The organism is Variovorax paradoxus (assembly GCF_024734665.1).
Lineage (GTDB): Bacteria > Pseudomonadota > Gammaproteobacteria > Burkholderiales > Burkholderiaceae_C > Variovorax.
The window spans coordinates 3,517,786-3,542,071 of record NZ_CP102931.1; the positions used below are offsets into that span (position 1 = coordinate 3,517,786).

27 protein-coding genes are annotated in these 24,286 nt (G+C 65.5%); 5 read left to right on the forward strand and 22 right to left on the reverse strand.

Going from position 1 to position 24,286, the window contains the following annotated elements; translation table 11 throughout:
• Window position 1: 1 nt before the first annotated feature.
• From cysT to NWF24_RS16575, 5 genes are all read right to left on the reverse strand, one after another.
• Window positions 2-889 carry a sulfate ABC transporter permease subunit CysT gene (gene cysT / locus NWF24_RS16555; RefSeq protein WP_258355121.1) on the reverse strand — a complete coding sequence of 296 codons (888 nt, stop codon included), beginning with the start codon at window positions 887-889 and terminating at the stop codon, window positions 2-4.
• Complete coding sequence (locus NWF24_RS16560) at window positions 890-1,906, reverse strand: sulfate ABC transporter substrate-binding protein (RefSeq protein WP_093054629.1); 1,017 nt, start codon at window positions 1,904-1,906, stop codon at window positions 890-892.
• Window positions 1,903-2,478: an RBBP9/YdeN family alpha/beta hydrolase gene (locus NWF24_RS16565; protein ID WP_258355122.1), complete on the reverse strand. Its 576-nt coding sequence runs from the start codon at window positions 2,476-2,478 to the stop codon at window positions 1,903-1,905. Before NWF24_RS16565 ends, NWF24_RS16560 begins: the two co-directional genes overlap by 4 nt.
• 20 nt (window positions 2,479-2,498) lie before the next feature.
• The gene (locus tag NWF24_RS16570; RefSeq protein WP_093173934.1) at window positions 2,499-3,140 is read right to left on the reverse strand and encodes a peroxiredoxin; all 642 of its coding nucleotides are present in this window, start codon (window positions 3,138-3,140) and stop codon (window positions 2,499-2,501) included.
• A gap of 102 nt (window positions 3,141-3,242) precedes the next feature.
• On the reverse strand, window positions 3,243-4,157 hold the full coding sequence (locus NWF24_RS16575; RefSeq protein WP_258355123.1) for a LysR family transcriptional regulator: 915 nt from the start codon (window positions 4,155-4,157) through the stop codon (window positions 3,243-3,245).
• A gap of 136 nt (window positions 4,158-4,293) precedes the next feature.
• Between NWF24_RS16575 and NWF24_RS16580 the strand changes: the two genes are divergently transcribed.
• The gene (locus NWF24_RS16580; RefSeq protein WP_258355124.1) at window positions 4,294-4,941 is read left to right on the forward strand and encodes an FMN-dependent NADH-azoreductase; all 648 of its coding nucleotides are present in this window, start codon (window positions 4,294-4,296) and stop codon (window positions 4,939-4,941) included.
• Between the two features lie 71 nt (window positions 4,942-5,012).
• Here the strand turns inward: NWF24_RS16580 and NWF24_RS16585 are convergent, their stop codons facing one another.
• The gene (locus NWF24_RS16585) at window positions 5,013-5,567 is read right to left on the reverse strand and encodes an NADPH-dependent FMN reductase (RefSeq protein ID WP_258355125.1); all 555 of its coding nucleotides are present in this window, start codon (window positions 5,565-5,567) and stop codon (window positions 5,013-5,015) included.
• Window positions 5,568-5,717: 150 nt separating this feature from the next.
• Here NWF24_RS16585 and solA point away from each other — a divergent pair, with 150 nt between their 5' ends.
• From solA to NWF24_RS16600, 3 genes are all read left to right on the forward strand, one after another.
• The gene (solA, locus tag NWF24_RS16590; protein WP_258355126.1) at window positions 5,718-6,965 is read left to right on the forward strand and encodes an N-methyl-L-tryptophan oxidase; all 1,248 of its coding nucleotides are present in this window, start codon (window positions 5,718-5,720) and stop codon (window positions 6,963-6,965) included.
• A gap of 73 nt (window positions 6,966-7,038) precedes the next feature.
• A complete protein-coding gene (panE, locus tag NWF24_RS16595; protein ID WP_258355127.1) occupies window positions 7,039-7,971 on the forward strand; it encodes a 2-dehydropantoate 2-reductase in 933 nt (310 codons plus the stop codon).
• 5 nt (window positions 7,972-7,976) lie between these two features.
• A complete protein-coding gene (locus tag NWF24_RS16600) occupies window positions 7,977-8,639 on the forward strand; it encodes an Asp/Glu/hydantoin racemase (RefSeq protein WP_258355128.1) in 663 nt (220 codons plus the stop codon).
• Here the strand turns inward: NWF24_RS16600 and NWF24_RS16605 are convergent.
• Window positions 8,626-9,975 carry an NAD(P)/FAD-dependent oxidoreductase gene (locus NWF24_RS16605; protein WP_258355129.1) on the reverse strand — a complete coding sequence of 450 codons (1,350 nt, stop codon included), beginning with the start codon at window positions 9,973-9,975 and terminating at the stop codon, window positions 8,626-8,628. The two genes, NWF24_RS16600 and NWF24_RS16605, sit on opposite strands and share 14 nt — an antisense overlap.
• A 111-nt stretch (window positions 9,976-10,086) precedes the next feature.
• Between NWF24_RS16605 and NWF24_RS16610 the strand changes: the two genes are divergently transcribed.
• Window positions 10,087-11,082: an alpha/beta hydrolase family protein gene (locus tag NWF24_RS16610; RefSeq protein WP_258355130.1), complete on the forward strand. Its 996-nt coding sequence runs from the start codon at window positions 10,087-10,089 to the stop codon at window positions 11,080-11,082.
• On the opposite strand, the gene NWF24_RS16615 is transcribed toward NWF24_RS16610, so the two are convergent.
• The 15 genes from NWF24_RS16615 to NWF24_RS16685 form a co-directional block, all read right to left on the reverse strand.
• The gene (locus tag NWF24_RS16615) at window positions 11,079-12,998 is read right to left on the reverse strand and encodes a family 2A encapsulin nanocompartment cargo protein cysteine desulfurase (RefSeq protein ID WP_258355303.1); all 1,920 of its coding nucleotides are present in this window, start codon (window positions 12,996-12,998) and stop codon (window positions 11,079-11,081) included. The two genes, NWF24_RS16610 and NWF24_RS16615, sit on opposite strands and share 4 nt — an antisense overlap.
• Before the next feature lie 66 nt (window positions 12,999-13,064).
• Complete coding sequence (locus tag NWF24_RS16620) at window positions 13,065-13,997, reverse strand: family 2A encapsulin nanocompartment shell protein (RefSeq protein ID WP_258355131.1); 933 nt, start codon at window positions 13,995-13,997, stop codon at window positions 13,065-13,067.
• 63 nt (window positions 13,998-14,060) lie between these two features.
• Window positions 14,061-14,330 (reverse strand): helix-turn-helix domain-containing protein, encoded by a 270-nt coding sequence (locus NWF24_RS16625; RefSeq protein WP_081269389.1) that lies wholly within the window; start codon window positions 14,328-14,330, stop codon window positions 14,061-14,063.
• Entirely contained in the window at window positions 14,327-15,244 is a 918-nt protein-coding gene (gene epsC, locus NWF24_RS16630) for a serine O-acetyltransferase EpsC (protein ID WP_258355132.1), read from the reverse strand. Before epsC ends, NWF24_RS16625 begins: the two co-directional genes overlap by 4 nt.
• A gap of 37 nt (window positions 15,245-15,281) precedes the next feature.
• Complete coding sequence (locus NWF24_RS16635) at window positions 15,282-15,764, reverse strand: rhodanese-like domain-containing protein (protein ID WP_093054605.1); 483 nt, start codon at window positions 15,762-15,764, stop codon at window positions 15,282-15,284.
• A gap of 128 nt (window positions 15,765-15,892) precedes the next feature.
• Window positions 15,893-16,840, reverse strand: coding sequence for a TauD/TfdA dioxygenase family protein (locus NWF24_RS16640; RefSeq protein ID WP_258355133.1), 948 nt, complete (start codon window positions 16,838-16,840; stop codon window positions 15,893-15,895).
• A 45-nt stretch (window positions 16,841-16,885) separates the two neighbouring features.
• Window positions 16,886-17,707, reverse strand: coding sequence for an ABC transporter ATP-binding protein (locus tag NWF24_RS16645; protein WP_258355134.1), 822 nt, complete (start codon window positions 17,705-17,707; stop codon window positions 16,886-16,888).
• A 20-nt stretch (window positions 17,708-17,727) separates the two neighbouring features.
• Window positions 17,728-18,519 carry an ABC transporter permease gene (locus NWF24_RS16650; protein WP_258355135.1) on the reverse strand — a complete coding sequence of 264 codons (792 nt, stop codon included), beginning with the start codon at window positions 18,517-18,519 and terminating at the stop codon, window positions 17,728-17,730.
• On the reverse strand, window positions 18,519-19,358 hold the full coding sequence (locus NWF24_RS16655) for an ABC transporter permease (RefSeq protein WP_258355136.1): 840 nt from the start codon (window positions 19,356-19,358) through the stop codon (window positions 18,519-18,521). The genes NWF24_RS16650 and NWF24_RS16655 overlap by 1 nt, the downstream gene beginning before the upstream one ends.
• Window positions 19,355-20,719 carry an LLM class flavin-dependent oxidoreductase gene (locus tag NWF24_RS16660; RefSeq protein WP_093173953.1) on the reverse strand — a complete coding sequence of 455 codons (1,365 nt, stop codon included), beginning with the start codon at window positions 20,717-20,719 and terminating at the stop codon, window positions 19,355-19,357. The genes NWF24_RS16655 and NWF24_RS16660 overlap by 4 nt, the downstream gene beginning before the upstream one ends.
• Entirely contained in the window at window positions 20,716-21,810 is a 1,095-nt protein-coding gene (locus tag NWF24_RS16665) for an ABC transporter substrate-binding protein (protein WP_093174173.1), read from the reverse strand. The genes NWF24_RS16660 and NWF24_RS16665 overlap by 4 nt, the downstream gene beginning before the upstream one ends.
• Before the next feature lie 178 nt (window positions 21,811-21,988).
• The gene (locus NWF24_RS16670) at window positions 21,989-22,549 is read right to left on the reverse strand and encodes a hypothetical protein (protein ID WP_258355137.1); all 561 of its coding nucleotides are present in this window, start codon (window positions 22,547-22,549) and stop codon (window positions 21,989-21,991) included.
• Window positions 22,549-23,106, reverse strand: coding sequence for a hypothetical protein (locus NWF24_RS16675; protein WP_258355138.1), 558 nt, complete (start codon window positions 23,104-23,106; stop codon window positions 22,549-22,551). The genes NWF24_RS16670 and NWF24_RS16675 overlap by 1 nt, the downstream gene beginning before the upstream one ends.
• On the reverse strand, window positions 23,103-23,768 hold the full coding sequence (locus NWF24_RS16680) for a peptidoglycan recognition protein family protein (RefSeq protein ID WP_258355139.1): 666 nt from the start codon (window positions 23,766-23,768) through the stop codon (window positions 23,103-23,105). The genes NWF24_RS16675 and NWF24_RS16680 overlap by 4 nt, the downstream gene beginning before the upstream one ends.
• Before the next feature lie 269 nt (window positions 23,769-24,037).
• A complete protein-coding gene (locus NWF24_RS16685) occupies window positions 24,038-24,253 on the reverse strand; it encodes a TOBE domain-containing protein (RefSeq protein WP_007829250.1) in 216 nt (71 codons plus the stop codon).
• Window positions 24,254-24,286 lie beyond the last annotated feature (33 nt).

Sequence of the window (24,286 nt, forward strand, 5' to 3'; positions counted from 1 at the left end):
GTCAGGCTCCTGCGCGGCGACGCTGCCATGCCTGCAGGCCATTGATGACCAGCAGCAGCAGGAACGAAATGACCAGCATCACCAGCGCGACCGCCGTGGCGCCCGCGTAGTCGTACTGCTCCAGCTTGCCGATGATGATCAGCGGCGTGATCTCCGAGATCATCGGCATGTTGCCGGCGATGAAGATCACCGAGCCGTACTCGCCGATGGCGCGCGCAAAGGCCATGGCAAAGCCGGTAAGCAACGCAGGCGCAATCGACGGAAAGATCACCTTGGTGAAGGTCTGAAGCCGCGTCGCGCCGAGCGAAGTGGCGGCTTCTTCCAGCTCTTTCTCGGCGTCTTCGAGCACCGGCTGCACCGTGCGCACCACGAAGGGCAGCCCGATGAAGATCAGCGCAATCACGATGCCCGCCGGCGTGAATGCCAGCTTGATGCCGTGCGGCTCCAGTAGTTGCCCGACCCAGCCGTTGCCCGCGAGCAGCGCGGTCAGCGAGATACCCGCCACCGCCGTCGGCAGCGCGAACGGCAGGTCGACCAGCGCATCGACGATGCGCTTGCCCGGAAACTTGTAGCGCACCAGCACCCAGGCCACCAGCAGGCCGAACACCGCGTTCACCACGGCCGCGATCAGCGACGCGCCGAAGGTCAGCCGGTACGAAGCCATCACGCGCGGGGCAGTCACGGCCACCCAGAACTGATCCCAGGTCAGCGTGAAGGTCCTGAAGACCAGCGCCGACAGCGGGATCAGCACGATCAGGCTGAGGTAAAGAATCGAGAAGCCCAGCGTGATGTGGAACCCCGGCAGCACGCGCTTGGCGCCCCCTGCCCGGTTGGCACGCGAAAAAGGCGCTCCCGCGGACGGGAGCGCCGAAGAAACAGCGCCGCTCATTTACTTGCCGCCGGGCGTGTAGAGCTTGTCGAACTGACCGCCGTCGTTGAAGTGCACCTTTTGCGCTTCGCCGAGGCTGCCGAACAGCTCCTGCACCGTGAACAGTTGCAGTGGCTTGAAGGTCGAGGCGTACTTCTTGAGCACGGCCGGCGAGCGCGGACGCAGCGCGTGCTTGGCCGCGATTTCCTGCGCTTCTTCGGAGTACAGCCAGTCAAGGTAGGCCTTGGCCAGTTCGCCGGTGCCCTTCTTGGCGACGGTGCGCTCGACCACGGCCACCGGGTTCTCGGCCACGATGCTGATCGACGGGTACACCGAGTCGACCTTGCCGGTGCCGAATTCGCGGTCGATCGACACCACTTCCGATTCGAAGGTGATCAGTGCATCACCGATGTTGCGCTGCAGGAAGGCGGTGGTCGCGTCGCGGCCGCCGCGTGCCAGCACCGGCACGTTCTTGAAGAGCTTGCCGACGAACTCGGCGGCCTGGGCGTCGGTGCCGCCCTTCTTCTTGATGTAGCCCCAGGCGGCCAGATAGGCATAGCGCCCGTTGCCGCCGGTCTTGGGGTTGACGATCACGACCTGCACGCCCGGCTTGACCAGGTCATCCCAGTCCTTGATGCCCTTGGGGTTGCCGTTGCGAACCAAGAACAACATGGTCGACGTGGTCGGCGATGCGTTCTCGGGGAATTTCTTGTTCCAGTCTTTGGCGACCACGCCGGCGTTGGCGAGGAAGTCGATGTCGGTCGAGGTGTTCATCGTCACCACGTCGGCATCGAGGCCATCGGCCACCGCGCGAGCCTGCGCGCTGGAGCCGCCGTGCGACTGGTCGATCTTGACGTCCTTGCCGGTGGCCTTCTTGTAGTGCGCCACGAAGGCCGCGTTGTAGTCCTTGTAGAACTCGCGCGCCACGTCGTACGAAGCGTTCAGCAGCCCCGTGCCTTGGGCGAAGGCGCTGCTGCCGGCGAGTGCGGAGGACGCCAGCGCGAGCACGGCGACGAAGGTCTTTATTCTGGAAGTCATGTGGTTGCCAAGGTTTCTGAAAATTCACGGCCCGCCGGCCAAGCGGCGGGCTCGTCGGTCAAGGACTGGAGCAGGGCAAGGCCCAGCGGCCAATCCCCATGCCCCGAGTCGACGTTGATGTGGCCCGCATTCTGCATGCGCACGAACTCGCTGCCCCAGGCGCGCGAATATGCACCAGCCAGGCGGATCGGGCAAAAGGGGTCGTTGCTGCTGGCCACCACGATGCTGCGATACGGCAGCGCGGCGTAGGGCACGGGCGCGAAGTCGGACAGCACGGCGCGACGCTCTGGGTCCGCAGGCGCCACCAGCAGCGCGCCCTGGATGCGGGCCGCGGCATCGGCGGGCAGGTGCGCCGTGGCGATGCAGCCCAGGCTGTGCGCGGCGATCACCACCGGCCCATCGCTCTCCAGCACCAGCTTCGCCAGCGTAGACACCCACGCCTCGCGCTTGGGCGAGGCCCAGTCGTCCTGCACCACCCGCGCCGCGCCCGGAATGCGCTCTTCCCACAGGCTCTGCCAGTGGCCGGGCCCGGAGTCGCGCCACCCCGGCACGATGATCACGCGAGTCTGCATGACGACGCTGCCCTGCCTGCTTACTTGTTAGGCTGCGGCGTGATGCGCAGGTAGGGGCGCACGGCCTTGAAGCCCTTGGGGAAGCGCTCCGCCAGTTCGGCCGGGTCCTGGATGGCCGGGATGATGACCACGTCGTCGCCGTCCTTCCAGTTCACGGGCGTGGCCACCTTGTGGCTGTCGGTGAGCTGCAGCGAGTCGATCACGCGCAGGATCTCGTCGAAGTTGCGGCCGGTGGACGCCGGGTAGGTGATGGTGGTGCGGATGACCTTTTTCGGGTCAATGATGAACACGCTGCGAACGGTGGCCGTGGCCGAGGCGTTCGGGTGGATCAGGTCGTACAGATCAGCCACCTTGCGATCGGCATCCGCAATGATGGGGAAGTTGACCGTGGTGTTCTGCGTGTCGTTGATGTCGCTGATCCATTCCTTGTGCTTGGTGGCCGGATCGACACTCAACGCGATGGGCTTCACGCCGCGCTTGGCGAATTCGCCCGACAGCGCCGCGGTCTTGCCCAGTTCGGTGGTGCACACGGGCGTGAAGTCGGCGGGATGCGAGAAGAACACGACCCACGAATCGCCGGCCCACTGATGGAAGTCGATGGGGCCTTCGCTGGAATCCTGGGTGAAATTGGGGGCTGTGTCGCCGAGTCGCAGAGTAGCCATGGACGCTCCTGGATGGATGGGAGCCTCGGATTGTGCGAACCCTTGCTTCAATGCCAAACGAATATCTGCTTGTTTGGATATGACGTTTTTCGCATAACGAGCCTAGAACATCCGCATATCTTCGCTCTGGAGATGCTCCATCAGGAAGTCGATGAGCTTCCGCACAGCCGGCACCAACGCCCGCCGTGCCGGAAACACCATGTGCGCAATCACCGGTGGCGGCCCCCAACCGGGTAGCAACCGCACCAGCCGGCCGGCATCGATGTCGGCGCGACACATGTAGTCAGGCAGCATGGTCGCGCCTATGCCGCCCAGCGTGCCGAACTGCAGCGTCGCGAGGTCGTCCGCCACGTAATGCGGGGTGTGGGAGTGCACGTAGCTCTCGCCCTTGGGGCCCTCCAGCCGCCAGTCGGCGCGCCCTTCTCCGTTGACCGACATGGCCGCCGTCGGCAGCTTGCCGAGGTCGGCCAGCGTTTCCACCGGCCCGTAGCGCTCCAGCAGCGCCGGGCTCGCCACCAGCACGCCCCGGCTGTGGCCGAAGGTCTTGGCCACCAGCACCGTGCTGTCCTCGATGACCGGCCGCACGCGCAGCGCGATGTCGATGCCCTCCTCGATCAGGTCGACCGGCCGGTTGATCACCCGCATGTCGATGCGTACCGCCGGGTAGCGCGCCATGAACACCGGCATCAGCTGCGCCAGGCCGCTGTGCGCGATGGTGACGGGGCAACTCAGTCGCACCAGCCCGCTGGGCTCGGTCTGCACCTGCGCCACCGCCTCGGCCGCCGCCTGCGCCGCGTCGCGCATGGCGGATGAGTGCCGCAGGTAGATCTCGCCCGCCGGTGTGAGCGACAGGCGCCGGGTGCTGCGCTGCATCAGCTGCACGCCGAGCCGCTCTTCCAGATCGGCCACGCGGCGCGACAGGCGCGATTTGGGGATGCCGAGCGCCCGGCTGGCGGCTGCGAAGCCGCCGCGCTCGGCCACTTCGGCGAAGAAAACCATGTCGTTGAGGTCTTGCATGGCGGTGATTGTCCTGCAGATAGAACGATCTAGGCAATTTTTGGATACTTATCGATCACTCGATCCAAAAATAGAATTCTTTCATCCGCCGGCCACTTTGAGCGCCGACAGCCAACACAGAAAGTGATTGATTGAAATGAAGCTGCTCCATATTGACTCCAGCATCCTCGGCGCCCACTCGACCTCGCGCCTCCTCTCGGCCGAAGTCGTGACCGCATGGCGCGCCGCCCACCCCGACACCGTCGTCGAATACCTCGACCTGGCCGTCGACACCCCTTCGCACTTCAGCGCCGACGCGCTGGGCATCAAGACCGGTGTGCAAGCCGAGCCCACCGAAGCCCAGCAGCGTGAAAACGCCGTGTCCGAAAAGCTCGTGAGCCAGTTCCTGGCCTCGGACGTGGTCGTCATCGGCACGCCTTTCTACAACTTCTCGATCCCGACGCAACTCAAGGCCTGGATCGACCGCCTGGGACAAGTCGGCCGCACCTTCAAGTACACCGAGAAGGGCCCCGTGGGCCTGGCCGGCGGCAAGACCATCATCGTGGCCTCCAGCCGCGGCGGCGTCTATTCGACCAGCGAAGGTGGCCAGGCCATGGAACACCAGGAGAGCTACCTCAAGGCGGTCTTCGGCTTCTTCGGCATCACCGACGTGCGCGTCGTGCGCGCCGAAGGTGTGGCGATGGGCGACGAAGCCCGGAACAATGCCCTGGCAACGGCCCGCGCCGACATCCTGGTGGCAACGGCCGAAGCCGCGAACCAGCGCGACGCTGCTATCGCTGCCTGAGTTCGCTCCGGCACCAGCAAAAAAGCCGCCCGGTGGGCGGCTTTTTTTCGTCCGGAGACGAAGCGGATCGATCAGGCCGAGTGGCTCTTCACCCAAGCTACGTACTTGTCCATCCAGCTCTGCAGGAATTTCTTCGAGCCTTCGTTGCCGATGTGACCCTTGTCGTCGAACAGGTCGTCCTTGGCCTGCAGGAACACTTCCGGCGTCCCCATCGTGGGCACGTCGAGATACGCCAGGATGTTGCGCAGATGCTGCTGCGCCAACGCGGTGCCGATGGCCCCCACCGAGACACCGACCACGCCAGCCGGCTTGCCTGCCCAGGCGCTCTGGCCATAGGGGCGCGAGGCCTGGTCGATGGCGTTCTTCAGCACGCCGGGAATCGAGCGGTTGTATTCGGGCGTAACGAACAGCAGGCCGTCAGCCGCCGCGATCTCGGTCTTCAGGCGCTTCACCGGCGCAGACTGGTTGCCGTCGTCGTCCTGGTTGTACAGCGGCAGGTCGTCGATTCGCAGGGTTTCGAAGGTGAAGTCCGAGGGCGCGAGGTGCGCCAACGCGAGGGCCAGCTTGTGGTTGAACGAATCCTTGCGCAGGCTGCCGACAATGACAGCGATCCGGGTCTGGGCCATGGGTGAAACTCCTTGAGTGAGGGGGTCGGAATGACGAACGCGATTATGCGAAGCGCTCAAGACCTTTTCTGGAAAAGTTCATGCAGAGCCGGACGAACGGCGGCAAGATAAACCGCATCCCCCAACCTCATCGAAGCGCAGGACGCTCCCGTGACCCAGTCTCAGTCTTCTTCCTCTCCCTCATCCTCTTCCTCTTCCCACTACGACGTCATCGTCGTCGGCCTTGGCGCTCTCGGCGCCGCGACGCTCTACCAACTCTCGCAGCGCGGCGCACGCGTGCTGGGCATCGACCAGTTCGCGCCGCCGCACGACCTGGGCTCCTCGCATGGCGATTCGCGCATCACGCGGCTGGCCGTCGGCGAAGGCGACGAGTACGTGCCCTTCGTGCAGCGCTCGCACGCCATCTGGCGCGAGCTCGAGGCGCGCACCGGCAAGCCGCTGATGACCACCACGGGCGGCCTGATCCTCGCGCCGCACGACCGCGTGGCGGAGCACCACGGCAAATCCGACTTCGTGCGCCGCACCATCGCCTGCGCCGAGCGCTTCGGCATCGCGCACGAAGTGCTCGACGCAGCCGGCATCCGCGCGCGCTTTCCGCAGTTCCACCTGCAGGGCGACGAAATCGGCTATTACGAGCACGACGCCGGCTTCGTCCGACCCGAGGATGCCATCGGCGCCCAGCTGGACGTGGCCCGCGCCTCGGGCGCTCAAATGCTCACCGGCGAACGCGCGCAGGCCGTTGAGCCCATGGGCAATGGTGACACCGTGCGTGTGCGCACAGCCACCGCAAGCTTCACGGCCGACCGCGTCGTGGTCGCAGCCGGTGCATGGCTGCCCGAATTCCTGGGCGCGCAGGCGCGAGCCGACTGGCAAGCCGACTTCTCCGTGCACCGCCAGGTGATGCACTGGTTCGACACCGGCAGCGCCACCGCCGACTTCGCGCCCGGCCGCTTTCCCATCTTCATCTGGATGTTCGGCGACGGGCCGGAAGACTACATGTACGGCTTTCCGTCTTCCGACCCGTCGCAGCCCGCACTCAAGGTCGCGACCGAGCAGTACGTGGCCGCCACCACGCCCGACACCATCGACCGCACCGTGAGCGCGGAAGAAAGCGCCGCCATGTACCGCGACCGCGTGGCCGGCCGCTTTCCGCAGATCGGCGGCCGCGCCCTCAAGGCGCGCGCCTGCATGTACACCGTGACGCCCGACCGCCGCTTCGTGATCGACGCGCTCGACAGCCTGCCCCGCGTGCTCATCGCCTCGGCCTGTTCGGGCCACGGCTTCAAGCATTCGGCCGGGCTGGGCGAAGCCATCGCCGACCACGTGCTGGACCGCCCTAGCAAGCTCGACCTGCGGCCCTTTGCCCGCCAGCGACTGCTGGAGAAAGCGCCGGCCTGAAGCAGGCCCGGGCGATCCCGGGCATCATCGTCTTCGATCTTTTTTGGTCTGTCTGACTCAGGAGCGAAGCGCGATGAGATTTCTGGTGGTGGGTGCCGGCGCACTCGGTGGTTACTTTGGCGGACGTCTGCTGGAGGCGGGACGCGACGTTACCTTCCTGCTGCGCCCACGCCGCGCGGCACAACTCGCGAAGACCGGGCTGGTGGTGCAGAGCCCCTTCGGCAACCTGCAGCTGCCTGCGCCGAAGCACGTGCTGGCCGAAGGCATCGACGGCCCGTATGACGTGGTCGTGGTCGGCAGCAAGGCCTACGACCTCGATTCGACGATGGACTCGTTCGCGCCCGCCGTCGGCCCTGACACCGTCATCCTCCCGCTGCTCAACGGCATGAAGCACATCGACCGGCTGGCCGAACGCTTCGGCGGGGAGCGCGTGCTGGGCGGCCTGTGCATGATCTCCGCCACGCTCGACGACGAAGGCCGCGTGCTGCATCTGAACGACATGCACGGCCTGAGCTATGGCGAACGCTCCGGCGGCCACTCGGCGCGCGTCGATGCCATCGCAGCGCAGTTCGCGGGCGCGAAGTTCGACGCCACGGCCAGCGAAAACATCATGCAGGACATGTGGGAAAAGTGGGTCTTCATCGCCTCGGCGGCGGGCCTCACGAGCCTGATGCGCGCGTCCATCGGCGACATCGTGGCCGCCGGCGGGCAGGACGTGGCGCTGTCGATCTTCGACGAATGCTGCGCCATCGCCACGCACAACGGCTTCACCCCGCGCCCCGCCGCCGTGCAGCGCGGCCGCGCCATCATGACGACTGCCGGCTCGCCGATGACAGCGTCGATGTACAAGGACATGGTGCGCGGCGCGGCGGTCGAGGCCGATCACATCGTCGGCGATCTGCTGGGCCGCGCGGCTCCCGGCAACCTGCCGGTGCCGTCGGTGCTGCGCACGGCGTACGTCCACCTGAAAGCCTACGAAGCGCAGCGCGCCCGTACGGCAACCTGAGCGCCATGCGCGACGCGCTGGCGTTCCTGCACACGGCACAGGTGCATGTGCCGACCTTCGAGCGGCTGGTGGACGAGATGGCGCCCGGCCTGCGTGTGCGACACCTCGTACAAGCAGACCTGCTGGCCGATGCGCGTGTCGTGGGCACCGACGACACAGGCCTGATCGCCCGCGTTCACCACGCCATGCGCGAAGCCGCCTCCAGCGGGGCGAAAGTCGTGGTGTGCACCTGCTCGACCATCGGTGCCATCGCAGAGCAAACACCCACGGGCGACGCGTTCAAGGCCCTGCGCATCGACCGCGCCATGGCAGACCGCGCAGTGCGCACCGGGCCGCGCGTGCTGGTCGTGGCAGCGGTCGAAAGCACGCTCGCTCCGACGAAGGCCCTGATTCTTTCTGCCGCGGAAAACGCCGGCATCGCGGTGCAGCCGAGCGCATTACTGGTCGAAGAAGCGTGGCCCCATTTCGAAGCCGGCGACAACGCGCGCTACGTCGAAACCCTGGCCCATTCGATCCGCGCCGTGGCAGGCGGGGCCGACGTCGTAGTGCTGGCCCAGGCCTCGATGGCCCCCGCGGCCGCCCTGCTCGCGGACCTCGGCATCGACGCGCTCAGCAGCCCTGCGCTGGGTGCCCGGCACGCCGTGGCGCTGGCTGCTAGTCTGACTTGAGAATCGTCTCCCCCTTCAACACCCCCATGTCCCGGACGTTGAAGCGGTGCCGCTTCCACCCCTCCCAGGTACGCCGCATGTGCGTGACCGAGATGAAGTAGTACAGAAACTTGAACATGCCGAGCGGCCCCCGCGTCGGCGTGCCCCGGTAGATGTCGCCGGCCAGCAGCGACATCAGCCCCTCCTTCACACGGAACGGATTGCCCGGGTGCATGAACATGTCGCGGATGGTCGGGTTGGTCACGCGGTAGATGAACCACGAGTACTCGCGCGGGCCCTTGCGCATCATGGCCTCGAAGTCCTCGCGTGCAGCCGCCAGTTCGGCCGGCCGGTCGAGCGCCTTCGCCACCAGTTCGGCGCCGTCGAAGGCGCTGTGCATTGCGAGGTACACACCCGAGGAAAACATCGGGTCGATGAAGGTGAAGGCGTCGCCCAGCAGCAGGTAGCGGTCGCCCGTGGCGTGCGTGCTCGAGTACGAGAAGTTGCCGGTGGCGTGCACCGCGTCGTCGACCAGCGTGGCGTTCTTCAGGCGCTCCACCAGCACGGGGCAGGTCGCGATCGTGTCGTAGAAGAACTCTTTCAGCGGCTTGTCGCGCGTCTTCAGGTAGTACGGCCAGCAGACTGCGCCCACGCTGGTGGTGCCGTCAGCCAGCGGAATGAACCAGAACCAGCCGTGCGGAAACCAGCAGATGCTGATGTTTCCTTCTTTCTTGCCTTCGAGGCGCTCGGCGTTCGTGAAGTGGCCGAACAGCGCGGTGCTGTTGTGGTCAGGATTCTTTTCCTTGCAGCGGAATTTGTTGGCCAGCAGCGTGTCGCGGCCGGTGGCGTCGACCACGAAGCGGGTGCGCCAGCTGCGGCGCGCGCCGTCGTCCATCTCGGCCTGCACCGTGGCGCCGTCGGCATCGAAGGCCACGTCGCGCACCTTGCAGCCTTCGATGGTCTGCGCGCCGCGCGTGGCCGCATTGCGGAACAGCAGCTCGTCGAGCTCGGAGCGGCGCACCTGCCAGGCGGAATCGAGCGACTTGTCCATGCCCTCGGCAAATTCCACATAGCTGCGGTGCTCGTGCTCGGGCGAGACGAACTCGATGCCGAACTTGGGCATGCCGATCTTGTCGACCTGGTCGCGCACGCCGAGCTTCTCGAACAGCTCGACATTCCCGGGCAACAGCGATTCGCCGATGTGAAAGCGCGGGTGGTGCGCCTTTTCGAGCAGCACCACCTTGCGGCCCTGTTGGGCTAGCAAGGCGGCGATGGTCGAGCCGGCGGGGCCACCGCCTACAACCATCACGTCGCAGGATTCGTCGGCGGTTCCGAGAGAAGCTTCTGGCAAGGACATGCGTGGACAGGCGACATTGTTAACAAAGGTCAAGCATAGCGCGCCGGCCGCCCGAAGAAAGATAGCAAAGTCGGCTAAGCGGCGCCCGCCGGGCAGCAGCACACTGCAGGCATGTCCCTCTTTCGCACCCTCTTCCTCGCCGTCTTCTGCCTTTCGGCAACGCTTGCCCAGGCCGCGGGCTTCAGCACCATCGAGATACCTGCCGACCAGAAAGGCCCGGCGCTGCACGGCGCCGTGTGGACGCCCTGCGCCGCGCCAGCTGGCGAAATCAGGCTCGGCCGCTCCACCATCTCTGGCGTACGCGACTGCCCCATCGACGGCAGCCGGCTGCCGTTGATCGTGGTGTCGCATGGGTATGGAGGCTCATTCCTCGGCCACTACGACACGGCACAGGCGCTGGCCGACGCCGGCTTCGTGGTCGCCGCCATCAGCCATTCGGACGACAACTCCCAGATCCGGGGTGGCCCGAACGACAAGATTTCGGCACTCGCAACACGCACGACCGACATCGCGCGGCTGATCGACCACATGCTTCAGCAGTGGCCCGCGCATGACAGGCTCGCCGCCGAGCAGATCGGCTTCTATGGTTTTTCAAGGGGCGGCTACACGGGCCTTGTGCTCAGCGGTGCGCGCCCGAATTTCGAGCGGCTCCCGCCCCTGCCTTCGTCCCCTTGCGCATCGGCGCCGGAAGGCCCGTTGTGTGCGCTGATGCGGCAGAGATTCCAGGAACTGCTCGCCTCGCCGCTGACCCATGACACCCGCATCAAGGCCGCCGTGATCGCCGATCCGCTCAGCATGGTCTTCGATGCCGATAGCCTGAAGAATGTGACGATCCCGATCCAGCTCTGGGCTTCCGAGTACGGCGGCGATGGCGTCTCGCCCGAGAACGTGGCCGCGGTTCGCCGCAATCTGCCTGCGGCGCCCGAATGGCATGTGGCAACCGGCGCCGCGCACTTCGCTTTCCTCGCGCCGTGCTCACCGGCCATGGCCAGCGCCCTGCCCGAGATCTGCCGCGATGGGCCGGGCTTCGACCGCGTGGCGTTCCACGCCGGGTTCAACGCCGAGGTGGCTGCCTTCTTCAAGCAGCACCTGGCGCCAAAGCCCTAGCCTGCGCGCCGCTGCGACGACAGCCGCCGCACCACAGCCACCAGCCGGTCGACCTCGTCAAAGGTGTTGTAGAACGCCAGCGAGGGCCGCACCGTCGTCTCGACACCAAAGCGCCGCAGGATCGGCTGCGCGCAATGGTGACCAGTGCGCACCGCAATGCCCTCGTCGTTCAAGGCATGCCCCACCTCTTCAGTGGTGTAGCCATCGAGCACGAAGGACATCACGCTGGCCTTGTCGGCCGCCGTGCCGATCAGCCGCACACCCGGAATCGCACCGAGCTGCTGCATTCCGTACACCAGCAGGTCGTGCTCGTAGCGCGCGATGTTCTCGATACCGACCTTGTTGACGTAGTCGATGGCGGCACCCAGCCCCACGGCGTCGGCGATGTTGCCGGTGCCGGCCTCGAACTTGTTCGGTATCGGCTGGAACACGGTCTTCTCAAAGGTCACGTCGGCAATCATGTTGCCGCCGCCCTGCCACGGGGGCATGTCTTCGAGCACTTCGCGCTTGCCCCACACCACGCCGATGCCGGTCGGGCCGAACACCTTGTGGCCGGAGAAAACGAAGAAGTCTGCACCGATGTCCTGCACGTCCACCCGCATGTGCGAGACCGACTGCGCACCGTCGACCAGCGCCTTCGCGCCCGCACGATGCGCCAGCTCGACGATCTCCTTCACCGGCACCACGGTGCCCAGCGCGTTCGAGACCTGCGTGACGGCGACGATCTTCGTGCGGTCATTGAGCAGCTTGCGGTATTCATCGAGCAGCACCTGGCCCGAATCGTCCACCGGAATCACGCGCAGCTTCGCGCCCTTGGCGGCGGCGAGCTGCTGCCACGGCACGATGTTGGCGTGGTGCTCGAGGTTCGACACGATGATCTCGTCGCCCTCGCCCACGTGCTGCCCGCCCCAGCTCTTGGCCACGAGATTGATGGCCTCGGTGGTGCCGCGCACGAAGATCACCTCTTCGACTTCCGGCGCGTTGATGAACTTGCGCACGCGTTCACGCGCGCCTTCATAGGCGTCGGTCGCGCGCGCAGCCAGCTCGTGGGCTGCACGGTGGATGTTCGAGTTCTCGTGCTCGTAGAAGTACGCGATGCGGTCGATGACCGACTGCGGCTTGTGCGTGGTGGCCGCGTTGTCGAACCACACCAGCTGCTTGCCGTTCACCCGCTCCTGCAGGATCGGGAAGTCGCGCCGCACGGCGTTGACGTCGAACGGCGGATGCTGGCCGCTGCCGGCCAATGGCACGGCATCGGGCCCGCGCGGATCGGGCTTGGCCGGCGTGACGAAGCCGTTGGGCAGACGCACCGCATCGACGAAGTAGAACTGAGGGTTGCTCCCTCGCCCCTCTGGGGAGAGGGTTGGGGTGAGGGGTGACCCCGCGCCCTGGCTCGCCCGCAGACCCTCACCCCGGCCCTCTCCCGCAAGCGGGAGAGGGGGCAAGACCTGTGGCGGCGCAGACACGGCAGAGACCGCACCGGCCAACGGATGCCCGAAGCTGTTGCTCAGGAAGTAGAACGGTGACGCGTCCGCCTGCGGTGCCGAAGGCGCATTCACCTGCTGTGGCACGCCTTGTACCGTGCCACCCGAGCGCGGCTCGAAAGCCGGCGCCACCGAGAGCACAGTGTCCGGCACGCCATTGCCCGCCACCGCATGCGGCAGCAAGGCTGGCGCGCGGTTCGCGAGCGAAGGCAGTTGCGTGGGCGATGCCGGCAGCACGTTGGCGCCGGGAATCTGCCCCTGCGGAATCGGCGTGCCCGGCACGCTCGGCCCGAAGCCGGCAGGGCTCGCCAGCGGCGAACCCGGCGGCGCGATGTTGGCGGGAAACTGCGCGCCCGGCACCAGCCCGCTCGCCACACCGGGCAGCGACGTTGGCGGCGTGCCCGGCAGTGCAGCGAACATGGCGCTCGCCATGCGCGCGAGGATGGCCGGGTCGAACGGCGCCTCACCCGGAATCGATGGTGTGCTGCTCACCGCGGCTTACTTGTAGGTGTCGGCGTAGTCGTGGTACTTGCCGATCTCGACGTCATCGAGCACGGCCAGCGCGTCGGTGGTCAACACCGCCAGCGAGCAGTACAGCGAGATCAGGTACGACGCGATCGCATGGTTGTTGATGCCCATGAAGCGCACCGACAGCCCCGGCCCCTGCTCGCCCGACAGGCCGGGCTGGAAGAGCCCCACCACGCCCTGGCGCTTGTCGCCCACGCGCAGCAGCAGGATCTTGCTCTTGCCGTCGGCCACCGGCACCTTGTTCGACGGAATCAGCGGAATGCCGCGCCAGGTGATGAACTGCGAGCCGAACAGGCTCACGGTGGGCGGCGGCGTGCCGCGGCGCGTAGCTTCGCGGCCGAAGGCGGCAATGGCCAGCGGGTGCGTGAGGAAGAACGCAGGCTCCTTCCACACCTTGGTCAGCAGCTCGTCGAGGTCGTCGGGCGTGGGCGCGCCGGTCAGCGGGAAGATGCGCTGCTCTTCCGTCACCTGGGCCAGCAGGCCGTAGTCGGGGTTGTTGATGAGCTCGCTCTCCTGGTTCTCCTTGATCGTCTCGATCGTCAGGCGCAGCTGCTCCTTGATCTGGTCGTGCGGGCTGCTGTAGAGGTCGGAGATGCGGGTGTGCACGTCGAGCACGGTGCTCACGGCATTGAGGTAGTGCTCGCGCGGGTTTTCTTCGTAGTCGACGAAGGTGCGCGGGAGCTGGTTTTCTTCTTCGCGCGAGGTGCAGGTGACCTTGATCGACTCGGGGTTCTTGACTTTGTTGACGCGGTAGATGCCCGCCTCCACCGGCACCCACTGCAGCAGGTGCGTCAGCCAGCGCGGGCTGATGGTCTCGAGCTGGGGGACTGTCTTGGTGGCATTGGCTAGCTGTCTTGCGGCGTTGTCGCCAAGGGCGGTCGTACCACCAACTGTTGCGCTCATGGATCAGGGCTCCGGTGTTAAGGAAAAAGTGGCCGCCAGTGTCCGGCGGCCACGGGTTTTCCCTCAACAGGCTATAGCCGCCAAGTTGATCCTTCTTGCGAGGCGCGATTGCTCCAGTTGCTCGCAGCGCATGAGCAGGCCGACCATGTTGATGCCCAGCGCAGTCGCAAGTTTTTGCGCGGTGACGATCGACGGAATGACGCGGCCGCGTTCGATCTCGCCCACGTACGAGCGGTTCAGATCGGAACGCTCGGCCAGCTCTTCCTGCGACCAGCCCTTGCCCTCGCGCAGCTGGCGGATGGTCACGCCGAAGTCTTCGACAAATGCTTTCATGCTGCCCCACCCGCTTTCGGTGCGTTCTGCAGGCTGGCCTGCGTGACGCTCGCGCCAGGGGGCACGTCGTCGGTAATCCACACATTGCCGCCGATGACGGCGCCCTTGCCGAGCGTCACGCGCCCGAGAATCGTCGCGCCCGCGTAGATGACCACGTCGTCTTCCACCACCGGATGCCGCGGCAGGCCCTTCTGCAGGTTGCCTTCGGTGTCGGTCGGAAAGCGCTTGGCGCCGAGCGTGACCGCCTGGTACAGCCGCACGCGCTTGCCGATGACGGCCGTCTCGCCGATCACGACGCCCGTGCCGTGGTCGATGAAGAAACCCGCATCTATCTGCGCGCCCGGATGAATGTCGATGCCCGTCTGCGCATGCGAGAGCTCGGCCACGATGCGCGCCAGAAGCGGCAGGCCGAGCTTGTAGAGCTCATGTGCAAGGCGGTGATGGATCATCGCGAGCACGCCGGGGTAGCACAGCAGCACCTCGTCGACGCTGCGCGCGGCCGGGTCGCCCTGGTAGGCCGCGAGCACGTCGCTGTCCAGCAGGCGGCGCAGGCCGGGCAGCGCGTTCGCGAACCGGCGAACGGCTTCGGTGGCCGCATCGTCGATCTCGCTCGCGGGGCGCGGCTGGAGGCGAGCGTTGAAGTTCAGCTCCAGCCGGGCCTGCAAGAGCAGCGCCTGCAAGGCGGCATCGAGCGTGTGGCCGACATAGAAGTCTTCGCTCTCGTGGCGCAGGTCCGGCGGGCCGAGCCGCATGGGAAAGAGCGCACCTTTCAGCGACTCGACGATCTGCGTGAGCGCATCACGCGACGGAAACTCGCGCGCACCGGGCTCGCGCGAGCGGCGCTGCGAATCGCGCCACTCGTCGCGCACGCCATGCAGCGCGCGCACGATGTCGCTTACCTCGAAATGGGCCATGTGTTTTTCTCCCGGGGAACGTCTTGTGTTGAGGGTCTCAGTCCTGCACCCACGGCAGCTTGTGGAAACGCCAGCCGTCTGCACCGCCACGGTGCTGGTGTGCGTCGATCTCGCCCTCGAAACCTTCGAGCACGTTGAAGACATTCGTGAAGCCGGCCTTGGCAGCTGCCTCGGCGGCCAGTGCGGAACGCTTGCCGCTGCGGCACAGCAGCAGCACCACGGCGTCCTTGCCACCGTCTTTCGCCAGCTTGGCCTCCAGTTCGCGCACGAAGCGCGGGTTGCGCGTGAGCGCCGTGCCCGTGGCCCAGGCCACATGCAGGCTGTCGGGCACGTGGCCGACGAACTTGCGCTCCTCGCCCGAGCGCACATCGACCAGAACGGCATGGCCGTTCTGCACCAGTTCCCAGGCCACCGGTGGCGTCACGCCGCCGGCGTAGGGCCAATTGCTTTCGGCGGCCTTGGCGCGCGCCTGTTCCAGTGCTTCGGGCAAGACGAGTTCTTCTTCAACTTCCACTGACATGCTGTGCGGCTCCTGTTGTGCGTTGGATACGCCTTGATGGCGATAACCACCACTGTAGGAGCCGCACGCCGAAGCTCAAACAACTGAAAAGTCGATTCCTAACAACCATCCGATCTATAGAAACAGGCTCAGGCAGCCGCTTCCGCAGCTTCGGCAGCGCGCACGGCCGGGGCCGTTCGGTCCACGCTCGTCGCGCCATCCACGCCATACGGCACGTCGCCCGCGATCGTCACCCGCCGCACCACGCGGTGCTGGTCGCCATAGTCGTTGATCGCGTAGTGCTGCGTGGCGCGGTTGTCCCAGATTGCCACGTCGCCCTGCGTCCAGCGCCAGCGCACCGTGTTCTCCAGGCGGTGCACATGGCTCTGCAGCACGCTCAACAGATGACCCGAGTCGTGCGTCGAATGACCGGCCAGCCTCTTCACGAAATGGCCCAGCACCAGGCTGCGCTCGCCGGTTTCGGGGTGCACGCGCACCACCGGGTGCTCGGCTTCGAGCAGGCGGCGCGTGAACACTTCCTTGTAGCGACGGGCGCCCTCGTCGTCCAGGTCAACCGGCAGGCGCGCGGCGGCGTAGTCGTAGTCGTTGCCGTGGATGGCGCGCAGCCGGTCTGCCAGCCCCTTGAGGTCGTCGGGCAGGCTCTCGTAGGCGGCCACCGTGTTGGCCCAGACGGTGTCGCCGCCATAGGCCGGAATCACCACCGCGCGCAGGATCGACACCTGCGGATAGGCAACCTCGAAGGTCACATCGGTATGCCACGAATTGGCGCGACCACCGTGGCGCGAGTCGAGCTCCAGCAGCCGCGTGCCGTCTTTCGAGGGCACGGTCGGGTGCGGCACCAGTTCGCCCCACAGGCGGCCGAAGGCCTCCTGCTGCGCGTCGTCCAGATGTTGCTGGCCGCGGAAGAACAGCACCTTGTGCTTGAGCAGCGCGGCCTTGATCGACTGGAAAATCTCCGGCTGCAATGCGCCGGAGAGCCGCACGCCACGCACCTCCGCGCCAATGTGGCCGGCCTGCCGGACGATGTCGAGTTCGTTGTCCTGCGCAACGACCGGGGAAGAAAGAATGGCGCTCATCGAAGGTCCTCTTTGGTTGATGGAAGAAAGGAAAGAAACAAGGGCTCAGTAGGCAAAGCGCAGGCCGGCAGGCAAGCCACCCACCGGATACAGCGGCGTTTCGGCCGGTGGCGGCGTGCCCGCGAACTCGCGCAGCACCTCTTCCTTGACGTGGGTAAAGGCAAGGTCCACGCGGTTGCGCGGATGTGCAAGCTCCACCGGCACGATGCGGCGGATGCGCCCGGGACGCGGCTCCATCACCACCACCTTGTCGCCGAGGTACACGGCCTCCTCCACGTCGTGCGTGACGAGGATCATGGTGATGCCCTCGGCCTGCCAGATGCGGTGCAGCTCCTGCTGCAGATGCGCGCGCGTCATCGCGTCGAGCGCGCCGAAAGGCTCGTCGAGCAGCAATATCTCGGGCCGGTTCACCAGCGCCCGCGCAATCGCCACGCGCTGCGACATGCCGCCCGAGAGCTGATGCGGATAGGCACTCTCGAAGCCCTTGAGCCCGACCAGCTCGATGTGCGCCTGCACCTCCTTGCGCTTCTGCTGCGCGCTGAGACCGGCATTGAGCAGGCCCAGCGCAATGTTGTCCCGCACAGTGAGCCACGGAAACAGCCGGTGCTCCTGGAACACGATGCCGCGGTCGAGGCTGGTGCCGACGATGCGATTCCCGTCGATCAGCACCTCGCCGCGGTAGTCGGCTTCGAGGCCGACGATCAGCCGCAGCAGCGTCGACTTGCCACATCCGCTGGAGCCCACGATGCTGACGAACTCGCCCGGCGTGATGGTCAGGCTGATGTCGTCGAGCACCTTCAGCGGTGCGCCCTCGACCTCGTATTGCTTGCTGAGCTGGCGTATTTCCAGAGTGGCGGCGTGTGCCATTGCGTTGTTCTTTCTCTTGTTCAGAAGCCGGCCACGGAACGTCCGCGCCAGGCCAGCAGGCGGTTCTCGATGCGCGTGGCAATCCAGTTGAGCGTGAAGCCCACGAGCCCGACCACGATCACGCCGAAGATCACCAGGTCCATACGGAAGTGGTCGCGCCCGTCGATCATGGTGTTGCCGATGCCCTTGCCCGAGACCAGCAGGTACTCCGCCCCGAGCGTGGCAAGCCATGCGTAGATCAGCGCCAGGTGAATGCCCGCGAAGATCGACGGCGACGCGCTCGGCAGCACCACGCGCGTGAACAGCTGCCAGCGGTTGAAGCGCAGCACCCGCGCCACCTCGACCAAGTCGCCCGGCACGCTGCGGATGCCTTCGAAGGTGTTGAGCACCACCGGGAAGAAGGCCGCGAGCGACAGAAAGGCCACCTTGGCCGCGTCGCCCAGTCCGAACCACACCGACAGCAGCGGAATCCACGCGAACAGCGAAATCTGCTTGAGCGTGTGGAAGCCCGGCCCCACCAGGTTCTCGAACAACCGCGACAAGCCCAGCGCCGCGCCGAACAGCAGCCCGGCGCTCGCGCCGATGGCAAAGCCAGCCAGGTCGCGCCACAGGCTGGCGGAGAGCCCTACCCACAGCTCCCCACTCGTGGCCTGCTCCACCGCCTGCTGCCAGACGCTGTCGATCGACACCAGCAGCGGCGAGCTCGACCAGCCGAAGCGGAAGGCTGCCCACCAGAGCGCCACCAGCAATGCAGGCAGCACCCAGCCGCGCAATGGTTTCGGCACGCGGCGAAAGAGGTTCCCGGCACTCATCAGAACCCCGCCCGCCGCCAGCGCAGCAGCCGCGTTTCGATCAGCGCCAAGAGCTTGTCGAGCACAAAGCCAACCAGCCCCACCATTACCACCGCCGCCAGCACCACGTCGAGCTGGAACAGCTGCCGCCCGAACACGATCATGTAGCCCAGCCCTTCGCTCGACGCCAGCAGCTCAACCACCACCAGCGCGAGCCATGCATGCGTGAAGCCGTAGCGCACGCCGTTCCAGATGGGTGCCGCCGCAGCCGGGAACACCACCCGCGACAGCAGTTGCCACCGGCTGAAGCGGAACACGCGCGCCACCTCGATGTAGCGCGTCGGCACGTTCTGGATGCCCTTGTAGGTGTTGAGCGCAATGGGCACCAGCGAAGCCTTGGCGATCAGGATGATCTTGAGCGTCTCGTCGATGCCCACCAGCAGCATCAGCAACGGCAGCCATCCCAGCACCGGCACCTGCGCGAAGGCCTTGAACAGCGGATAGACGTAGTCCTTGAAGGTCGGCGACAGCCCCATCGCCGTGCCGATGAGCAAGCCGCCCACCAGCCCGACGCCAAAGCCCGCGAACACGCGCCAGAGGCTGATGCGCAGGTTGTCGAGCAATTCCCCGCTGCGCAGCGCCTCGGCGAAGGTGGCCGCCACCGCCTCGGGCGAAGGCAGCACCTGCGGCGCGATCCATTCGTTGCGCGCCGCGATGTGCCACAGCAGCAGCACGGCCAGTGGCACCGGCCAGGCCAGCAGCAGGCGCGCCGTGCCAGGCAGCCATCGGCGCCATGCCGCAAGAGGCGAAGCTCGCCCGACGACCGGAAGCGACAGCTCCGGAGGCAGCACCGCACTCATGCGGCCGCCTTGAGATCACGCGCCAGCAGATGCCGGTTCGCGGGCCGCGCCAGTCCCAGGTTCTCGCGCAGCGTGCGGCCTTCGTATTCATGGCGGAACAGGCCGCGGCGGCGCAGTTCGGGCACCACCTGCGTCACGAAGTCGTCCAGCCCGCCGGGCAAGGTCGGCGGCATGACGTTGAAGCCGTCGGCCGCCTCTTCCTCGAACCACTGCTGCAACTGGTCGGCGATCTGCGAGGCCGTGCCGTGGATCGACCAGTGCCCGCGCGCCGTGCCCACGCGCTGGTAGAGCTGGCGGATGCTCAGGCCCTCGGTGCGCGCCAGTTCGGTCACGAGCCGGAAGCGGCTCTTGGGCCCGTTCGGCTCGGGCAGGTTGCCGGGCAGCGGACCGTCGACCGGGTAGCCCGTCAGGTCGATGCCACCGATCACCGTCGACAGCAGCGCCACGCCCACGTCGGGCGGAATCAGCGATTGCAGCTCTTCGAGCTTTTCCTTCGCATGCTGTTCGCTCTGCCCCACCACCGGAAACACGCCCGGCAAAATCTTGAGCCCCTCGGGGTCGCGGCCATGGTGCGCCAGCTGCGCCTTGAGGCCGCGATAGAAAGCCTGCGCGCCCGCCAGCGACTGCTGCGCGGTGAAGATCACCTCCGCCGTCGCAGCGGCCAGCGCCTGCCCCGCTTCCGAAGCGCCGGCCTGCACCACCACCGGGTGCCCCTGCGGCGGCCGCGCGACGTTGAGCGGGCCGCGCACGCGAAAGTGCTTTCCCTGGTGCGCCAGCACATGCAGCCGACTGGGGTCGAAGTATTCGCCGGCCGCCTTGTCGTGCGTGAAGGCATCGTCGTCCCACGAATCCCACAGCCCTGTCACCACATCGACGAACTCCCGCGCGCGCTCGTAGCGCAGCGCGTGCTCGGGATGCCGGTCGAGATTGAAGTTCAGCGCCTCGGCCTCGTTGGACGAGGTAACGACGTTCCAGCCCGAACGTCCGCCGCTCAGGTGATCGAGCGAGGCGAACTTGCGCGCCACGTGATACGGCTCGTTGTAGGTGGTCGACACCGTGGCGATCAGGCCCAGCCGCTCGGTCACGGCCGCGAGCGCCGACAGCAACGTCAACGGCTCGAAGCCAGAGACCCGTGCGCTGCGATGCAGGGTGCGCGACGCCGACGCGTCGCGGATGCCCACGCTGTCGGCCAGGAACACCGCATCGAACTTCGCGCGCTCCGCCGTCTGCGCCAGCGCCTTGTAGTGCGCGAAACCGAGCCCGGCCTGCAGCGGCACATCGGGGTGGCGCCACGCCGCCACATGATGGCCGGTCGCCATCAGGAAGGCGTTGAGCTTGATCTGCCGCTTGCTGCTGCTCATCGCGCCACCGCCACTTGCTTGCCGCTGACTTCGCCATTGGCCTCATACACCGGCCAGTAGTTCTCCAGCTTCAGCTCGCGCAGCGCTGCATCGAGAAAGCTGCGATCGAACCAGTTGTCGATCTCGGCCTTGCCGCGCACCAGCTTGAGCGCCAGTGCCTGTTCGGCCGAATCCTTGTAGCGCTGCACCAGGAACGGATCGAGCAGCGGCGACAGGCGCACGCGCAGCGGCTGGCCGATGAAGTCCTCGCGCCAGTATTTCTCGGCCACCTCGGCCTTGCCCCATTGCCTGAACACTTCGTCGCGCTGCGATTCGTCGGAGTAGCGCCGCGCCACCGTCACCAGCGACTTGACGATGCGCTGCGTGGCCTTGGGATAGCTCCGCGCGAAATCGTCCGAGGCCAGCAGCACGGTTTGCCGCGTGTACTTGAACGAATCCTCGGAAGCCGAATAGATCACCTTCGCCGCGCCCTTGTCGCGCAGCACGAACAGCTCGACATAGCCGAACGCGCCATCGATGTCCCTGGTGGCCAGCGCGGCCTGTGCGCCCGGCAGGTCGAGGTTGATGAGGCGGACGTCGCTTTCCTTCAGCCCGTGCGCGGCCAACGCGCGCACGGCCGCGAGATGCAGGTTCGTGCCCTTGTAGAGCGCGATGCGCTTGCCGCGCAGATCCTCGATGCGCTTGACCGGCGAATCCGGCGGCACCGCGAGGTAGAGGCCGTTGCGCACCCCCGAGCCCGCGATGATCCGAGTCTTGACTCCGCCCGCGCGGTGCACGATGGAAGGCAGGTCGCCCTGCCAGGCCAGGTCGAGCTGCTTGTTGACCAGTGCCTCGTTCACCGCCGGGCCCGCGCCCTTGAAGAACACCCATTCGATCTTCGTGCCGTCAGCCTTGAACTCTTCCTCGAGCCCGCCGAAGGCATGCAGCAGCGCCGCAGACGACCCGCCGAAGCGCACCGGGTTGCCCACGCCGCCGGTGGCCACGCCGATGCGGATGGTGGCCGGCGTTTCGGTGTTGGCCGCCAGCAGGCGTGGTGCGGCGGCGATCAAAGGCCACGCAGCAGCGTGACGAAGAAACGAACGTTTGAGCATGAGCGGCAACCTTGGCTTCGATGAATCCAGAAGATTCTGCGAGGCGGGTGCGCGAGGCGGAAGGAAGCTGTTCGCGCTTTCTAATGCGCCCCGCGACTAAGGGTGATTGCCGTTTGGAGACAGCCAAAAGAAAACCCGCCGTAGCGGGTAATCAGGGGAGAGCGCCTTGGTTGGTATGTCAGGGCTTGTCGCGTTCAGCTCGCCCCCACTTCAACCGAAACTCCGCTTCGCTGGCAGAGAGCTGCCCTTCCACCACCAGCCTCTTGAGCCTTCGCTCATCCGCGCGGTTCAGTGCATCTTTCAGGAGAGCCATCTTGCGCTTCCGGCAAGGGCTGCATTCGTAGAAACTCGTCGGACTCCCCGTGGGCTTCATCTTTGCGTCGTACTCAAGTGCAAGAGTTCGCCCATTGGGTTCAATACCCATGGCGAGGATTTTTCCGTTCTTGAACGTGACGAGGGCACTCCCTTCGCACCCTGTGGTATCGGTTCTTTCCGGGTCGTAGGCTTTCCACGAAACCCTGCGCATATGCCGCAAGGCGTAGCGGACGTCCTCTTCTGCCAGCACGACATCGTCGCAGTTCAGAAAATCCTTGTTCTCCCAGGCACCTCGGTGCGAAGGGTGTGTGACTTCCACTTTCTGCACATACGCGATGGGGTACCGCTTGTCAGCGGCCTGCGCTGAAGATGTTCCCGCTGCCACGATCAGTATCGTGGCCACGAGATTGTTGATCTTGCGCATCAAGGCCCTTTGCGCGCTGAACGCGCTTTCTGCAGCAGAAGTTCCGCTTCAGTGGAAGAAATCCGTCCTTGCGCCACCAGCTTCTTGAGCCTGCGCTCATCGGCTCGATCGAAAGCGTCCTGAAGAAGGATCATCTTGCGCTTCCTGCACGGATCGCACCCATAGTAGCTTTCAGGAACACCGGTAGGTTCGAGTTTGGCGTTCGCTTCGAAGATGTTGATCCTCCCCGTGGGCTCGACTCCGATGACGATGATCTTTCCATTTCTGAAAATGACGGAAGCACCACCCGAACACCCTGTCCTCTCCGTCTCCTCGCTGAAAAACGCTTTCTTTGTGACCCTGCGTATATGCTGCAGCGCATATCGCACGTCTTCTTCGGTCAGGACGACATCGGAGCAATCTAGGAGATTTTTGTCTTCCCACACAGACCCGCTGGAGGGCTCGACGACTTCGATCTTCCTTACGGAATCAAGCGGGTATCGCTTGTCGGCCGCATGAGTCGGGACAGCTGTTGCAGTTGCAACCAACGCCATCAAGAGGATGCTGACTTTGCTCATGGTGTGGGTATGGGGAGTGTCCAGTTCGCGCCTTGCGCCTCGGTAATGTTCTTTCTACTGACCTCAGTGTGGCGGAAGACCTCGCTCGTTGCGATTTGCATCGAGTTTTGAAGCACGTGAACGAGCCACGAGAGCGCTTGGTTCTGGGCGGCCGTTGGAGCAGGAAAAATACCAGCCTCTCCTCGCAAATCGTCCGGGGTCATTTCTCTTTGTTTGATAGTCGGCTTGAATCCTTCCGGTAGCCTTGCCCTTCCAACCATCTCGATCCCAATGGCCTCCATGTTGCTGGGATACCGATCACTAGGTGCCTTGCGCATCTCGATGCGATGCATCGCGGTCGCTCCCACCTTCTCGGGAAAGTCACGCAGAGCGCACTTCTTGATGACAAGGCATCGCGCCTTCAACGGCCCCACATGATTCGTCCGCTGATAAATCGCCGCCGTCTGATAGATGGTCCCATCCTTGTCGATAAGAAAGTGCGCGCCGTTCGCCTTCGGCTGCTTGTAGCTGTTCAATGAAGACGCCGAAGTATCGGCGTCGGTCTGGTGCACGACGATGCCGGTAATTGCTCCGACCCGTTTCCCTCGTTCAATCTGTGGGCTGCGAGCATGCCTGACTCGCGCGTGACTGATCATTCCGTGTTCGTCAATTTCAACGAGCATGGGGTTCCGCCCTGATGTGTTTGATTGAATGCCGACTCTTCGCGAGGTGTGTCCGCGCATCGATGAACAACACGGATCACGACCTCGCGGCGCATGCTATGGCGAGGTATTCAAAAGGGAGGAAGAGCTTTAAAAGATTCGATCGATTCCCAAAATTCAGCACAGTCAACGAATGGATGGCCTGTAAACCACTGCAAACGCATCACCCCAGAAACGAAAAAACCCGGCGCCATGACAGCGCCGGGTTGTCGCAGATGCCCGAGGGTCCGTCAGAGCTTCGCGATCGAAACCTCGGTCGACTTCACGAGCGCGACCACGTCGGAGCCCACCTTCAGTTGCAGCTCGTCGACCGAGCGCGTGGTGATGACCGAGGTGACGATGCCCCAGGCGGTTTCGACATCGACTTCGGAGACGACGTCGCCGCGGATGATCTCGCGGACCTTGCCCTTGAACTGGTTGCGCACGTTGATGGCTTGGATGGACATGATGGTTTCTCTTTCAGGTTGAAGCGGGAATGA

Coding starts and splice junctions, on each gene's coding strand:
- cysT (WP_258355121.1), bottom strand. CDS start 889: ATGAGCGGCGCTGTTTCTTCGGCGCTCCCGTCCGCGGGAGCGCCTTTT.
- NWF24_RS16560 (WP_093054629.1), bottom strand. CDS start 1,906: ATGACTTCCAGAATAAAGACCTTCGTCGCCGTGCTCGCGCTGGCGTCC.
- NWF24_RS16565 (WP_258355122.1), bottom strand. CDS start 2,478: ATGCAGACTCGCGTGATCATCGTGCCGGGGTGGCGCGACTCCGGGCCC.
- NWF24_RS16570 (WP_093173934.1), bottom strand. CDS start 3,140: ATGGCTACTCTGCGACTCGGCGACACAGCCCCCAATTTCACCCAGGAT.
- NWF24_RS16575 (WP_258355123.1), bottom strand. CDS start 4,157: ATGCAAGACCTCAACGACATGGTTTTCTTCGCCGAAGTGGCCGAGCGC.
- NWF24_RS16580 (WP_258355124.1), top strand. CDS start 4,294: ATGAAGCTGCTCCATATTGACTCCAGCATCCTCGGCGCCCACTCGACC.
- NWF24_RS16585 (WP_258355125.1), bottom strand. CDS start 5,567: ATGGCCCAGACCCGGATCGCTGTCATTGTCGGCAGCCTGCGCAAGGAT.
- panE (WP_258355127.1), top strand. CDS start 7,039: ATGAGATTTCTGGTGGTGGGTGCCGGCGCACTCGGTGGTTACTTTGGC.
- NWF24_RS16600 (WP_258355128.1), top strand. CDS start 7,977: ATGCGCGACGCGCTGGCGTTCCTGCACACGGCACAGGTGCATGTGCCG.
- NWF24_RS16605 (WP_258355129.1), bottom strand. CDS start 9,975: ATGTCCTTGCCAGAAGCTTCTCTCGGAACCGCCGACGAATCCTGCGAC.
- NWF24_RS16610 (WP_258355130.1), top strand. CDS start 10,087: ATGTCCCTCTTTCGCACCCTCTTCCTCGCCGTCTTCTGCCTTTCGGCA.
- NWF24_RS16615 (WP_258355303.1), bottom strand. CDS start 12,998: ATGGCGAGCGCCATGTTCGCTGCACTGCCGGGCACGCCGCCAACGTCG.
- NWF24_RS16620 (WP_258355131.1), bottom strand. CDS start 13,997: ATGAGCGCAACAGTTGGTGGTACGACCGCCCTTGGCGACAACGCCGCA.
- NWF24_RS16625 (WP_081269389.1), bottom strand. CDS start 14,330: ATGAAAGCATTTGTCGAAGACTTCGGCGTGACCATCCGCCAGCTGCGC.
- epsC (WP_258355132.1), bottom strand. CDS start 15,244: ATGGCCCATTTCGAGGTAAGCGACATCGTGCGCGCGCTGCATGGCGTG.
- NWF24_RS16635 (WP_093054605.1), bottom strand. CDS start 15,764: ATGTCAGTGGAAGTTGAAGAAGAACTCGTCTTGCCCGAAGCACTGGAA.
- NWF24_RS16640 (WP_258355133.1), bottom strand. CDS start 16,840: ATGAGCGCCATTCTTTCTTCCCCGGTCGTTGCGCAGGACAACGAACTC.
- NWF24_RS16645 (WP_258355134.1), bottom strand. CDS start 17,707: ATGGCACACGCCGCCACTCTGGAAATACGCCAGCTCAGCAAGCAATAC.
- NWF24_RS16650 (WP_258355135.1), bottom strand. CDS start 18,519: ATGAGTGCCGGGAACCTCTTTCGCCGCGTGCCGAAACCATTGCGCGGC.
- NWF24_RS16655 (WP_258355136.1), bottom strand. CDS start 19,358: ATGAGTGCGGTGCTGCCTCCGGAGCTGTCGCTTCCGGTCGTCGGGCGA.
- NWF24_RS16660 (WP_093173953.1), bottom strand. CDS start 20,719: ATGAGCAGCAGCAAGCGGCAGATCAAGCTCAACGCCTTCCTGATGGCG.
- NWF24_RS16665 (WP_093174173.1), bottom strand. CDS start 21,810: ATGCTCAAACGTTCGTTTCTTCGTCACGCTGCTGCGTGGCCTTTGATC.
- NWF24_RS16670 (WP_258355137.1), bottom strand. CDS start 22,549: ATGCGCAAGATCAACAATCTCGTGGCCACGATACTGATCGTGGCAGCG.
- NWF24_RS16675 (WP_258355138.1), bottom strand. CDS start 23,106: ATGAGCAAAGTCAGCATCCTCTTGATGGCGTTGGTTGCAACTGCAACA.
- NWF24_RS16680 (WP_258355139.1), bottom strand. CDS start 23,768: ATGCTCGTTGAAATTGACGAACACGGAATGATCAGTCACGCGCGAGTC.
- NWF24_RS16685 (WP_007829250.1), bottom strand. CDS start 24,253: ATGTCCATCCAAGCCATCAACGTGCGCAACCAGTTCAAGGGCAAGGTC.